Source organism: Anoxybacillus amylolyticus, assembly GCF_001634285.1.
GTDB lineage: Bacteria > Bacillota > Bacilli > Bacillales > Anoxybacillaceae > Anoxybacteroides > Anoxybacteroides amylolyticum.
Genome location: NZ_CP015438.1, coordinates 424,540 through 438,111, shown reverse-complemented (window position 1 = coordinate 438,111; position 13,572 = coordinate 424,540). Strand labels below are relative to the sequence as shown.

Genomic DNA, 13,572 nt, shown 5'->3' with positions numbered 1-13,572 from the left:
AAATATACCCATGATCTCTAAAAAAGGGTAAATTTATTCAAATTTTATACAATAAACAGAGCAAGATATCATTAGAGTATAAGTAAAAAGTCCTGCAAGAGAGATATCTCTCTGCAGGACTTCTCATTTTGAAACAATCACACACCTAAAATATTATTTTGCAACGTTTACTACGTCACTTGAAACAGTGTTTCCTACAACATTCGAAGATGTAATTGCTCCAATTTGATCAACGTCAACGATACCGGTAGCAGAAACAGTAATTGGTTTCGTTAAATCAGTTACTCGTGACGAAAGTTTTAAGTAAACTGTTTTGTATCCTTTGTTGCCAACTACCACAGTACCAGCAGCGCTGTCTTCATAAACTCCTGCTACTGTATTTGAAACACCATCTACTTTAACAGTGAAGTTAGAGCCAGAAAGTACAGTAGAAATAGTAGAGTTAGCAACTGGTTCGCTAAAGTCTACTCTAATTACATCTGCGCTAGTTAATGTTGCTGTAAATGTTGGAGCTACATTTTCTTTCATAGTTTCAGTAGTAGTAACTGTATCCATTACAAGACCAGATACGTTTTTAATGTTGCTTACTGTAATTACATGAGCTCCTGTCCAAGTATTAGCTCCCGGAGCAAGAGTTACAAGAATTCTATTCGTTGCTCCATCAAATACAGCTTTAGATAAAGCTAAACCGTTAATATTAAAGTTAGACAAGTTAAGCGCAGAAGCATCTAAGTTTTGAGTAAACGTGAAACACAATGTGTTGTTGTCTACTACTTCAACGCCATTTGTATCAACGCTAGTAAGAGCTGGTTTTGTAGTTAAGCTATCAGTGCCGCGTACAAATGTAATTTGCTTACCTTCAGCATAAGCGTTAGGGCTTGAAGCTAAGTCTTGTACTAAACCGTTTGGTAAAGTAACTGTATATGTTCCTTTCGGTAAGGAAGAGATATCTAATGTAACAGATTTTGATTTACCATTTACAGGGTTATACAACTTAAAGTTCACGCTATCCGTTGTAACGTTTACACCAACAGCTTTACGCACATTGTTTTCATCAACATAATTATCAGTGTTTCGAATAACAGTAATAGCGTTTTGAGTAGTTACTTCCTCATCAAATGTAAGAACAAGGTTTTCAACACCATTAATTTTCACTACTTGGCTGCTTACTAGTTTTGGTGCCGTTCTATCAGCTTGCAAATTAACTACTTTCGTGTAAGCATCTCCTGCGTTACCAGCAAGGTCTGTATAGCTGCTTACTTCAACTGCTTGAATTCCAGGTTGAGCACTATTCAATGTTGCTGTATAAACTAAACCTGTAGAATCAACAGAAACGGAAGCAGCAGTAGTACCGCCAATTTTAATTGTTGGATTACCTAATAATTTTTCACTGAATGTAACTTTAACAGTCTTGTCGTTTACTGCTTCAACGCTTTGAACAGTAGGTTTAGTTGTATCAACAGTAGTTTTCATAACTGTTAGCTCTGCTGGGTTTGGATTAATTACGTTTCCGTTATAATCAACAGCGCCAAAGATTTTCAATGTTAAGGCTTTATTTACTGGCACAGACGAAGAAGCTAAGTTAATTGTCATTTCATCGCTGCCAGCAGCAAAGCTTGGAGATACTGAAATTTCAGTCGTTCCATCATAAAGCTTCACTGTACCAACGCTATTTAACGGCTCAGAGAATTTAACTTTTAACGTTAAGCCGTTATCTGCATAAGAATAAGATAGAACCGCAGGTCTTACTGAATCAGTTGTATCAATCGTTGTTGTGTACGCAGGAACATCTTTGCCATCAGTTGTTTTAACGTTCTTAATATCAACAACGTAACGTTTTGTAAAGAAATCACTGTTAGCAGCAACTAATGTCAAAGTTTTCTTATCATCGCTTAAAGATGCTTTAATATCTGTTTGGCTGATAGCAGGTTGCCCATCAAGCGCAGTAAACACAATTGAAGTAGTCTTCAACGTGTCATCAGACGTATCAGTAGTACCTTTATCAACTAATACAGTTGAAGCATCAATTGGTTTACTGTAGATGAGCAAAATCGATAACATAAATTTACATTGAGACAAAAAAGAAGACATGAACCCGATTCCTTGGTTAGAATAGATGTGCTACCAACCATTCACACAAGGAGGTTCATGTCTCATGAATAGATTAGCACATCATCAAGGAATCCACAAGTTTTTCACGACGTTGGGGTTGGCGCTTTATTTCTCGAAACCTGTGATGAAGCATCTCGTTCATATCGTGGATGCGATGGTGACGAAAGGTTTTTCGGGAACGTTGACCGATCTACATCATGGGAGTTTTCATCCGAACCATCGCACGACACTGAGCCATTTTTTCACGAAAAGTCCGTGGGATGAAGAGACATTGCTCCGCAAACTCCAGCAGTGGATGCTTCATCGTGTCGAACGCATCGCCAAACAGAAGAATCAACCCATTTTTGTTTCCATCGATGATACGATTTGCCAAAAAACGAAGCCTTCGTCACGGGCAACATGCGCTATTCAAGGGTGTGATTGGCATTATTCTCACACAGAGAAAAAATCGATTTGGGGGCATTCTCTCGTTTGGCTCATGGTTCATACGATGACTCAAGCGTTTCCGTTTGCTTTTCGCCCCTACGACAAGGAGGCTGGAAAAAGCAAAGGAAAACTCGCGATTGAGATGCTTTCTTCTTTGGATGTGAGTCGTCCTGTTTATGTACTGATGGACTCTTGGTATCCATCGAAAGCACTCGTGGAAGCCTGCTTGAAAAAAGGGTTCCACGTCATCGCGATGCTTAAGACGAACCGGATTCTCTATCCGAAAGGCATCGCCATCCAAGCGAAGCAGTTTGCCCGCTATCTCGAACCGAATGACACCCGCCTCGTCACGGTGGGAGAAGAGCGCTATCGCGTCTATCGTTACGAAGGAGCGCTCAACGGTCTCGATGATGCGGTGGTGCTACTTGTTTGGAAAGCCGATCAACCGATGACACCGGAACATCTTCATTGCGTCTTGAGCACCGATTGGGAGCTAAGCGACGAAGACATCTTGCGCTACTATGCCGAGCGTTGGTCGATCGAATGTTTTTTCCGTCAAGCGAAAGACCAGCTGAAACTCGATGGGTACCGCGTTCGTCATCATCGAGCGGTGAAACGTTACTGGATCTTGGTGCAGCTTGCTTACGTGTACAGCCTATTCGAGTCTAACAGCGATTTTTCGGATGGGCTCGATCTCCTGCGCAAGAGAAAAGGACATAGCCTCGTGGAGTTCATTTACCATGCAGCGAAACAAAATATTCCCATTGATACCGTGAAAAAACAGCTCCACGTGGCATAAGGGGTACCCTGTTTGTCTCTTTTACATGGTAATTATTGTAATTGAAATTGCTCAACTACAGTTGGTTTATTAAATTTGATTTGTACTGTTCTAGAGTTAACCGCACTTACACCTACAACCGCAGGAGCAACTTTCGCCTCATACGCAGCTTTTACAGTTGCTTGTTTTGTAGTTAAATCCGCTTTGAACGCAGTTGCTTTTGTTAATGCGTCTTGAGCTTCTGCTAATGCTTTTTCAGCTGCAGCTAGGTCGCCTTTGTTTGTTGCTTCTTCCGCAGCTTTTAGCTTCACAGAAACTGTGATGTCATACATTAAGCTGTCGCGAAGTTGTTGAGCAGCTGCTTTGAATTGAGAACGAAGCAAGTCGCGAGTTGTTTGTCCATACACGCGATCTAAAATCACTGTGCGTTTGTTCAACTCATAAGAAATTTTGTTGTAAAGATCTTCTGCTTTTACAAGATCTTTCGCATCAACAGCCGCTTGCAAGTCTTTACGCATTGCGTCCAATTTCACTGCATAGTTGTATGCGTCGATGTAAGTGACAACGCGTTTTGCTACGTACTCGTTGTATGTAGCATCCAAATCTGCAAGCAATGCGTCTTTGTTTGCGCCGCCTGCTTTTTTCACTAATGCTACCGCATCAGCGTATGCTTTTTTCGCTTTGTTGTACTCAGCGTATACTTTGTTGATGTCTGCAAATTGACCAGTGCTTGTTACTTGGCTGTAAGCATAGTAAGCGTTTTTGAATTGTGCTTTTGCTTGGCTTACAACAGAAGCAACATTAGTAGCCGCTTGAGAAGCGTTCGGATTTGCAGCGACAAACGCACTTGCAGCAACTGCGCTTGCTGTCGCTAGTTTAATAGCTTTCTTTTTGTCCATAGAGTAGTACGTCTCCCTTCTTTATCTAAACTTTAGAGCAATGAGTACTAAACAAAGATTAGTAAAATCATTGCCTAAAAGGTTTAACGGGGTCAAAACATTCCTATTAACCTATCAGTAGGCAATAGAAGTAAATGGTGCGTATGTTGCTATATCTTGATGTTTATTCCCCATCGCTCCACGTTTACTATAATAATACATTTTTCTCGTAATTTCTAGTCTTAAATCCAAATTTTTTCGTCAATTCTCGTATCGAATCGGTTACAATTTCATTACAGAACGATGACAAAACGGCGCACACCTTACATGTATATGCCTCCATCTGCACATCGAGAACTTTTTTTACAAAAAAATATCCTCGATTTTTTCTCACCAAAAGAAAAGGCTCGCCGATGCGAACCTTTTGTCTTTTAATCTAGCTTTTTCACCTGAACAGAAAAAGGATCGCTCAACACGACTCCAGTGACATCATAACGGTCGTCGATAAATAAATCCGGCAAGCGAAACTGCCCAGCAAACTGCTCTGGATCGTTTTTAATCGTAAATTGAAACTGCATGTAATAATCGTCGTTGTTCATTAGTTGCTTCGCCACTTCCTCGATTTCCGCTTGCGGTACATTATATTGCTGCAAGTACGACACCGAGTTTAAAATTTGTGCATACCGGTCATCAAAATAAGCCCTTAATGTCACGACGTTCCCATCGATCGTTCCTTCAAGCGGCAACGGGTCTTTTTCATCATAAAAATACCAGCCTGTCAGTTCGTTCCCTTCCTGCTTTTCAATGACAAACGACACTTTTTCTTTCCCACTTACGAGCTCATACTCCCCTTTTAATGCCTGCTTCACTAACGCCGTAAATTGCTGCGACGAAAGCGCCACGTACTGGACGTTCGCGTTTTTTGACACGTACAAGCCGCTTCCTACACCGTAAAAGAGCGCACCTTCGATCGTTTTCGTGCTATAGACGCGGTATTGCTGCCCTTTTTTCAATGCCCGAACTGCTTGCATCTTGTTTTGTTTCCATTGGTAAAGCGTTGTGTTTCTCACGATAATGATTTTTCCAATCGTCCCCTTTTTTAACTCCAAATTTCCCCATAGCACTTTCGCCTCGGTGGTTTGCCCATTCCAACCGAACACACTAAGTGCAACAGCGAACGCCATGATAAAACCTGCCATCCATTTTTTCATTATTTTGACCCCCAAAAATAAAATCATACATTTATTGTAAGCGGACGAATGAAAACAGGAAATAGTTTTTTCATTAATATTTTCCTTTTTTTACTTCACACCCCTCCCCCACGACCGCCGCTCGTCCGATGGAGACGTACGTCACATTCGCTTGTTTTGCTTCTTCTAGCGAATAGCAGTTGCGGCCGTCGAAAATGATAGGGATGCGCATTTTTTCGCGAAAGACCGAAAGCGGTGTTTGTTTAATAACGTCCCATTCCGTGACGATGAACGCCGCATCGGCATCGCGAATCGCTTCTGTCACCGAGCGGGCGTATCGGACGGAGGAAGGCAAATGCCTTTTGGCGTTATTGGTCGCAATCGGGTCATAGGCGACGACATGCGCTCCTTCCGCCAAAAGTCGATTTGCGATCACAATCGACGCTGCCTCTCGCACATCGTCCGTGTTCGGCTTAAACGCTAAGCCAAGCAAAGCAACGTTTTTTCCGCGCAACGACATGTACTGCTTCGCTTTTTCCACTAATAATGCTTGCTGATGGTTATTCACTTGAATGACTGCTTCAAGCAGCTCAAACTGGTGCTGAACGTTACCCGCAATTTGCACGAGCGCTTTCGTATCTTTCGGAAAACAAGAACCGCCATAGCCGATGCCCGCTCGCAAAAAATGCGAGCCGATTCGCTTGTCCAGCCCGATTCCATAAGCAACGTCATCAATCGTTGCTCCCACTTTTTCGCAAATATTGGCAATTTCATTAATAAAACTGATTTTGGTCGCTAAAAAAGCGTTCGAGGCGTATTTAATCATTTCCGCGCTCGCTAAATCCGTCCGAACGATTGGAATTCCAAGCGGTTCGTATAGGCGAATAAGTAGTTCTGCTGCCTCTCGATCCGCTTCGCTTGCGCCGATGACGATGCGGTCGCCGTAAAACCAGTCGTGAATCGCCGAACCTTCTCGCAAAAACTCTGGATTCGAAATGACGCTCGCCCGCAAAAACCGCGGTTTCCATCGCTCAATCATCACGCGCATGCGCTCATTTGTACCAACTGGCACTGTGCTTTTCGTCACAAGTACGATGTCTTTCGTCATATTTTGTGCAATCGAAGAAACCGCTGCTTCAATATACGTTAAATCCGCCGAACCGTCTTCTTTTTCCGGCGTGCCCACGGCAAGAAAAACGATATCTGCTTCTCCGTAAGCTTCTTTTTCTTCTGCGGTAAAAGACAATCGACCTGCTTCCATATTCTTTTCGATTAGTTGTTCTAGGTCTGGCTCGTAAATAGGGGAACGCCCTTGTTGTAATGCTGCTATTTTCTCTTCCTGAACATCGAAGCAAACGACCGTCTGCCCCATTTCTGCTAAGCACGTTCCTGTCACAAGCCCCACGTACCCAGTTCCTGCTACAGCAATTTTCATCTTCTTTCTCCTCTCTCCTATCTATCTTTATCTTACACGATTGCCTGCTTTTTTGGCAGTTGGAAAACATTTTCATTTTCACAAAGAATCATTCACAGAAAGGAAACAAAGGCTATAGAAAAAGGAGAGTGCGGCATGTGCGAAGAAAAAGACAGTGGATCGGCATTTTTGGCATCGTGCTAGTCGTTAGTTTCGCGAGTTTCTATCTATACCGCCAGTTTCTCTACCACGAGCTTACAAAAACCGCCCAACAAATTCACGAACCAGCCGAGCGGCCAGTGCCGATGAAGCGTTCCACACCAGTGGAGTTAAGGCGTTTGCCGCCGATTTCGTTTTTGTTTATCGGCGTGGATGAGCGAAAAGGCGACCGTGGGCGGGCAGACTCACTTATCGTCGTGACGGTCAATCCGAATAAGCCGTCGGTGAAAATGGTGAGCATTCCGCGCGATACGCGCACTACAATCGTCGGCAAAGGGAAGCTCGATAAAATTAACCATTCGTATGCGTTTGGCGGCGTCGGGATGACGATGGCGACCGTTGAACAGTTTCTTGATATTCCGATTGACTATTACGTGAAAGTCAATATGAACGGGTTTCGCGACATCGTCGATGCAGTTGGCGGCATCACCGTCGATAATCCGTTTGCGTTTACGTATGACAAGACGACGTTTCCAAAGGGGCGCATTACGTTAAACGGGGCAAAGGCGTTAAAATATGCGCGCATGCGCCATAGTGACCCGCGCGGTGGGTTTGGAAGAGAAGATCGGCAAAAGCAAGTGATAGAAGCTGTGATGCACAAAGGGGCAACAGCGGTACTTGCCTACGACGAGATGCTTCGCGCCATCGCTCGAAATGTCAAAACGAATTTGACGCTTGAACAAATGAAAGCGATTTACACAAACTACAAACAAGCCCATACTAACGTCGAAAAACTGCAGCTCACAGGAACGAGCACAAAAATAAACGGCGTCTTTTACGTCATCATCCGAGAGAACGAGCGGCAGTCGATAGCAAATAGGCTAAAAGCACATTTAGAAATCGCTTCACGATCGCCTAGAAAAACGCAGGCGCTCCCTCAATAGAGCGCCTGCTTGCACTACCAATACCGCTTCGCCCCTATGTAGCGCGCGCTCCAGTACGGGCTGTTAAACGCACTAATCGTCACGCCGGTGGAGCTAGCGCTATGGAGAAATTGGTTGTTACCAATGTAAATGCCGGCATGGGAAGCGGTCGTCCCTTCCGTTTGGAAAAAGACGATATCGCCGACGGCAGGAGCGTCAACGCTTGTACCAGCGTTCCACATCGCTATGACTGTACGCGGCAGCGAGATGCCTTGTTGCTGGAATAAATAGAAGATAAGCCCGCTGCAATCAAAGCCCGTATCTGGCGTCTGTCCTCCCCAGACGTACGGTTTCCCTAATAGCGGCGCTGCGTCGGCAACAAGTTCAATCGGGTCAAACGGTTTTTGCACTTGCAAAAGGCGCGTGTAGGTCGTATCGTCTACGATGCCGGTCACTGGCAATTGAGCATTCGCTTGAAACTTTTTTACCGCCTCCGCAGTAGCTTGTCCGAAATACCCCGTCACTTCTGGATACGTAAAATGCCCGAGCTGCTTTAGTTTTATTTGTATGGTTTTTATTTGCTCGCCGCTTGCGCCAATCGTTAACAAGATGGTGGGTTTCGTCTTTTTCCGAAGCGCTTCCTCGAGTTTTGCAAGCGTCGAGCGATCGGCAATTCCCGTTGGTGCTAGCCCGACGTCTTTTTGAAACGTTTTCACCGCTTCTTCTGTCATCGTCCCGAAATAGCCGGTCACTTGCGAATACGTAAAATAGCCGAGCACTTTTAGCCGCTCTTGCAGCGTTTTCACCGCTTCGCCAGACGCCCCAACTTTCCATTCCGCTGCGACGAAACTAGGGCTTGCTTTAGTGGAAGGATTTTCTTTTTTCTTCTCCCCTTTTAATGCCGCGTACGTTTTCGCATCGACAACGCCCGTTACTGGCAAACGGACGCTCGCTTGAAATTTTTTCACCGCTGTTTCCGTCATCGTACCGAAATAGCCGGTGGGAGTTGGGTATGTAAAAAAGCCTTTCGCTTTTAATAGCGCTTGCACTTCTTTAATTTGCGGATGGCTCATGCCAAGCTTCCATTCCGCCGCTTTGCCGTGCGTTGGCATGAACAATAGCGCCGAAGCAAACGCAGATGTCAATAGCACTTGTTTTGCTTTCCTCTCCATTAATTTCTCCCCTTTCGACGATTGTGCTATGTTTAATATAACGAAACTTTCTGTTTCAATAAAGATGACTTTTGTTATAATTTTGTATAAGTATTCCGCAAAATGACGAGAATGAGAGAAAGAACTGACCGGAGAGGATGAAAACCATTGTTGCAAACGAGCTTATCCAAAGCCTTTTTAGATCAAGCGGCGCGGCAAATCCAACAAGAACTTTCCTTCCCGTTATATGAATCCGCAATGAAAAAGGGCTTAAAATTGTATCGGGAAGGGTTTGTGTATAACGCTCAATTAATCGAACAAGATGTCGTGCAAGCAAACGTGCTCGACCGCAGTGTATACAAGCCCGTGCTTGACCTTTTTCAGCTTTCGCAAAGCGAATGCCAATGCGCAAGCACTTCTTTTTGCCCGCACTTGTTCGCGCTCTTTTTTTATTTATACGCGAACGTCGGGCAAGTCGGCGACCTTGTGCGAACATGGAATACAAAAAAAGTGGAAACACCAGCAAAACGAACAACCATAGCCCAAAAGCCAGCTTTACCTTCTCCTTCAATCGATGCTTGGGAAAAACAATTTGAGCAATCGTTCCATTATTTTTTACAGCGCCATCGGCCGTCGGATTATTGGTTTGCCCATTATTTGTGCTACCGCTTTTTTCCGTCGCTCATCGAGAAAGTACCTTACCAAGAAGGAGAAAAGTGGCTATATCACTTACACGCGGCACTATTTACGTTCGATCGCCTCATCGAATATAGCGAACCGTTTCAGCGCTCTACCTATCAACGGGCGTTTTGGGATTCTGCCATCGCTGATTTTGTGAACGTCATCCAGCAGAAATGTGCGCTTTTAGAAAGAAAACCAGTTACTAATGAGCTGCTTCTTGACGAATGCCGCCAATACGTGCAAAAAATCGTCTGTTCGGCAAAGCTTTATTTAGAATGGCGCATTCGCGTCTACGGACTCGTCTGGGGCACGCTCTTTGGCGAACAATGGCTTGCGAAAGAAACGGAAGAATTGCGCGCCCATAAACCGCTGACCGATGCACATCGGCTGGCGCTTATTCAGCTTGCTTTGTTGTATGAAAAAGATAGCGATATTCCGCCGTTATTAGAAAACGTGCAATCCCCGCTGATCACACACGTACTTTTTTGGCTGCGTGAACTTTCTAGGCGGAGGCATTGGGCGCGCATGGCGCTATGGTGGGAAACTATCGTTACTAGAACGCTATTGTTGGGGGCACCGCTCCCTCTTCGCAGCGAGGTTGCCCATGAACTGCTGGTTCTCGCCGACCGTTACGTAAAGGAAACGAACGATCGCGAGCGGTATGAACAAATACTGCAAGCACTCTTGCCATACAGCGCTTCCGACTATAGCCTTTATTTGCTAGAAAACGAGCAATATAAACAATGGGTCGAACTCCATCACGTCGCCGGCATTGACATCGAAACGATTCATCGCCCATTTTTATCGATGATTGAAAAACATGACCGTTCGCTTTTATTGCCGCTGTACCATCGTGCCGTACGCGAACGGGTTCAAGCGAAAAACCGTGCAAGCTATAAAGAAGCGGTTCGGTATTTGAAAAAGCTGCGCGCTTCTTACCGCGCGCTCGGACGACATGAGACGTGGCGCCAATACCGCAACCGGCTATGCGAAGAAACGAAACGGCTCCGCGCCTTTCAAGAAGAATTAGAGAAAGGAAAGTTGCTCCATGATTAGTACGTATACGCTCAAATGCCAGTGGCTAGACGAAGAACGAGCGTTTTTTATTTACAGCGACGCCCCGCCCTCTGCTTGGAAGTCAGGCGCATTTTTTTGGCATGAAGAAAGCTTTTATGGGACGTTCCTCACCGAGAAAAAAATTGGCGCCCGTGAAGGGGTTGTGCTATCGCCGTGGGAGGCAGTCACGTTTTTTGCCTATCCTTCCGATCACGCGTTCGTGCGCATCGAATGGGACGAATCCGCTTCCCGCTTTCCGCAATGGGCAGTGGAGATTCTCGAAGACATTCGCGAACGCCGCATGATGCCAGACTTCTCCGCTTGGAAAAAAGGAGCATTCGGCTGGAAGCAAAAGGATGAAACGACCGCAGACCCGTTCCTTGCAAAATGGCGGTCGCTCGCCATCCAAGATTGGATTTCCCGCGATAGCGAGCTAAACGAAACGTGGGAAGCCATTACGCGCACGTATCCGCTTGTAGAAAGCGACATTCCGTATTGGCTTACTCACGAAGAGGAGTGGCTCTATGACATTGGCTGGACAAAAGAAGCGCCACCGTTTACCGTCGCCCTTCATTTAGTTGAGCCGGTCGAAGGCGATATTTGGACGATTGAAACAGTACTTATTGCCAACGATGAAAGCGAAACGTACGTTTGGCAACGAGACAATATCCCAGAAACGTGGAAACTGTACGAGCAAACGGCCATGCGCGTCCAGCAACGCGCGATGGCAGTCGTTCCGTGGCTGCGCGGCGAAGAGGATGCGCTGTTACGAAAATTGACGGACGAGCAAGCGTGGCGCTTTTTATCAGAAGCAAGCGAGCAACTGATGGAAGCAGGGGTGCGCATTTTATTGCCATCATGGTGGGAAGCAGTCAAGCAAGCGCGAATGACGTTAAAAGCGCGGGTCAAATCGACGCCAAAAACAGGAGCGTCGCTACTTGGACTTGAGGCGCTTGTTAATTTTGATTGGAAAATCGCCACAAATGGCGTGGAACTCAGCGAAGAAGAGTTTGCCGCGCTCGTCGAACAAAAACGCCGCCTATTGCGCATTCGTGGGCAATGGATTCAGCTTGACCCGGCGTTCATTCAACGGATGCAAACATTTATGAAAAAGGCGAAAGAAGAAGGGCTATCGATTCGCGACGTTTTGCAGCAAGCTTTTTTACAAAACGAACCGATTGAAGGCGATGACGAAGAAATATGGAGCGATGTCGCCATCGAATTAAACCGCAGCTTTGACACCCTTGTACAGCAACTGACAAGCATCGACCGCATTCCATCGGTTCTCATTCCTTCCTCGTTCCACGGGCAGCTGCGCCCGTACCAGCAGCGCGGCGTCGATTGGCTCTTGTTTTTGCGCCGCTTCCGCCTCGGTGCTTGCCTCGCCGACGATATGGGACTTGGCAAAACGGTGCAAATGCTCGCGTATTTCACGTATGTTCGCGAACACGAACAACCAAATAAACCAGCCCTTCTAATTTGCCCGACAAGCGTCCTTGGCAACTGGCAAAAGGAGTGCGCCCGTTTTGCGCCGTCTTTGCGGCTTTATATCCACCATGGGCAAACCCGCGCCAAAGGCGACGCGTTTTTACAAGCGGCAAACGAAGCGGATCTTGTGCTCACTTCTTATAGCCTAGCCCATCTCGATGCCGAAGAGCTAGCGATGATCGAGTGGGATACGATTTGCTTAGACGAAGCACAAAACATCAAAAACGCTCATACAAAACAAGCACGCGCGATTCGCAAACTAAAAGGCGGACATAAAATCGCCCTGTCTGGAACGCCGATGGAAAACCGATTAAGCGAGCTTTGGAGCATTTTCCATTTTCTCAACCCAGGCTATTTAGGAAGCATGACGCAATTTCAACGCCGGTTTGCGACACCGATTGAAAAAGAGCGGGATGCGAAGAAAGTCGCTGTTTTGCAAAAGCTCATTCGCCCGTTTTTATTGCGGCGGACAAAAACGGATGAAGCAATCGCCCTTGATTTGCCAGACAAGCTTGAGCAAAAAGAATATTGTCCGCTCACCGCCGAACAGGCCTCGCTCTATGAAGAGCTCGTCCAAAAGACGCTTGAGCGGATTGAACAAGCCGACCCGTTTGAGCGGCGTGGGTTAATTTTGCAAATGTTGAACCGCTTAAAACAGCTATGCAACCATCCGGCGCTTTATTTGAAAGAGCAAGCGCCAGAAAACGTGCTGAATCGGTCGCATAAACTTGAAAAGTTACTCGAACTCGTTGGACAAATTCGCGAAAACGGCGAAAGCTGCCTTATTTTTACGCAATACATCCAAATGGGCGAAATGATGCAACAGCTATTAACCGAAGAGTTTGGCGAGCCTGTTTCGTTTTTAAATGGAAGCGTCCCGAAAGCGGAGCGCGACCGGATGATCGAGCAGTTTCAGACAGGCGCGTTTCGCATCTTTATTTTATCGCTCAAAGCAGGCGGGACAGGGCTCAATTTAACGGCCGCCAACCATGTCATCCATTTTGACCGTTGGTGGAATCCGGCGGTGGAGAATCAAGCGACCGACCGCGCCTACCGTATCGGGCAAAGCAAGTTTGTGCACGTGCATAAACTCATTACCGTCGGCACGTTAGAAGAAAAAATTGATGAGATGATTGAACGAAAACAATCGCTCAATGAAGAAATTATCCAAAGTGAAGCATGGATTACCGAGTTGTCGAACGAAGAGTTGCGCGAGTTGCTTGCCCTTCCAGCGCTCGCCCATAAAGGAGCGTGATGCCGATGGCAAAACAAACGAAACAAACGAAAAAACAGAAAGAACTAGAAAAACAGACGCT

The 13,572-nt window shown here is 45.7% G+C and carries 9 protein-coding genes; 4 read left to right on the top strand and 5 right to left on the bottom strand.

Annotated elements, in window-relative coordinates; all coding sequences use genetic code 11:
* Nucleotides 1–153: 153 nt before the first annotated feature.
* Complete coding sequence (locus tag GFC30_RS02185) at nucleotides 154–2,091, bottom strand: hypothetical protein (RefSeq protein WP_238583529.1); 1,938 nt, start codon at nucleotides 2,089–2,091, stop codon at nucleotides 154–156.
* 64 nt (nucleotides 2,092–2,155) lie between these two features.
* Between GFC30_RS02185 and GFC30_RS02180 the strand changes: the two genes are divergently transcribed.
* The gene (locus GFC30_RS02180; protein WP_066322703.1) at nucleotides 2,156–3,337 is read left to right on the top strand and encodes an IS701 family transposase; all 1,182 of its coding nucleotides are present in this window, start codon (nucleotides 2,156–2,158) and stop codon (nucleotides 3,335–3,337) included.
* Between the two features lie 32 nt (nucleotides 3,338–3,369).
* Here GFC30_RS02180 and GFC30_RS02175 read toward each other — a convergent pair whose 3' ends face one another.
* The 3 genes from GFC30_RS02175 to GFC30_RS02165 form a co-directional block, all read right to left on the bottom strand.
* A complete protein-coding gene (locus tag GFC30_RS02175) occupies nucleotides 3,370–4,215 on the bottom strand; it encodes a hypothetical protein (RefSeq protein WP_066322702.1) in 846 nt (281 codons plus the stop codon).
* A 410-nt stretch (nucleotides 4,216–4,625) separates the two neighbouring features.
* On the bottom strand, nucleotides 4,626–5,405 hold the full coding sequence (locus tag GFC30_RS02170; protein WP_066322701.1) for an SLAP domain-containing protein: 780 nt from the start codon (nucleotides 5,403–5,405) through the stop codon (nucleotides 4,626–4,628).
* Between the two features lie 73 nt (nucleotides 5,406–5,478).
* On the bottom strand, nucleotides 5,479–6,819 hold the full coding sequence (locus tag GFC30_RS02165) for a UDP-glucose dehydrogenase family protein (RefSeq protein ID WP_066322700.1): 1,341 nt from the start codon (nucleotides 6,817–6,819) through the stop codon (nucleotides 5,479–5,481).
* 137 nt (nucleotides 6,820–6,956) lie between these two features.
* On the opposite strand from GFC30_RS02165, the gene GFC30_RS02160 reads away from it, so the two are divergent.
* On the top strand, nucleotides 6,957–7,901 hold the full coding sequence (locus GFC30_RS02160; RefSeq protein WP_409978493.1) for an LCP family glycopolymer transferase: 945 nt from the start codon (nucleotides 6,957–6,959) through the stop codon (nucleotides 7,899–7,901).
* Nucleotides 7,902–7,915: 14 nt separating this feature from the next.
* Here the strand turns inward: GFC30_RS02160 and GFC30_RS02155 are convergent, their stop codons facing one another.
* A complete protein-coding gene (locus tag GFC30_RS02155; RefSeq protein ID WP_066322698.1) occupies nucleotides 7,916–9,052 on the bottom strand; it encodes a C40 family peptidase in 1,137 nt (378 codons plus the stop codon).
* A 147-nt stretch (nucleotides 9,053–9,199) separates the two neighbouring features.
* On the opposite strand from GFC30_RS02155, the gene GFC30_RS02150 reads away from it, so the two are divergent.
* Together GFC30_RS02150 and GFC30_RS02145 are read left to right on the top strand one after the other, a co-directional pair.
* Nucleotides 9,200–10,768 (top strand): hypothetical protein, encoded by a 1,569-nt coding sequence (locus GFC30_RS02150; protein ID WP_066322697.1) that lies wholly within the window; start codon nucleotides 9,200–9,202, stop codon nucleotides 10,766–10,768.
* On the top strand, nucleotides 10,761–13,511 hold the full coding sequence (locus tag GFC30_RS02145; RefSeq protein WP_066322696.1) for a DEAD/DEAH box helicase: 2,751 nt from the start codon (nucleotides 10,761–10,763) through the stop codon (nucleotides 13,509–13,511). Before GFC30_RS02150 ends, GFC30_RS02145 begins: the two co-directional genes overlap by 8 nt.
* Nucleotides 13,512–13,572 lie beyond the last annotated feature (61 nt).

Bases quoted from the DNA above. Each gene is read 5' to 3' on its own strand.
- GFC30_RS02180 (WP_066322703.1), top strand. From the start codon at position 2,156: ATGAATAGATTAGCACATCATCAAGGAATCCACAAGTTTTTCACGACG.
- GFC30_RS02185 (WP_238583529.1), bottom strand. From the start codon at position 2,091: ATGTCTTCTTTTTTGTCTCAATGTAAATTTATGTTATCGATTTTGCTC.
- GFC30_RS02165 (WP_066322700.1), bottom strand. From the start codon at position 6,819: ATGAAAATTGCTGTAGCAGGAACTGGGTACGTGGGGCTTGTGACAGGA.
- GFC30_RS02175 (WP_066322702.1), bottom strand. From the start codon at position 4,215: ATGGACAAAAAGAAAGCTATTAAACTAGCGACAGCAAGCGCAGTTGCT.
- GFC30_RS02170 (WP_066322701.1), bottom strand. From the start codon at position 5,405: ATGAAAAAATGGATGGCAGGTTTTATCATGGCGTTCGCTGTTGCACTT.
- GFC30_RS02145 (WP_066322696.1), top strand. From the start codon at position 10,761: ATGATTAGTACGTATACGCTCAAATGCCAGTGGCTAGACGAAGAACGA.
- GFC30_RS02155 (WP_066322698.1), bottom strand. From the start codon at position 9,052: ATGGAGAGGAAAGCAAAACAAGTGCTATTGACATCTGCGTTTGCTTCG.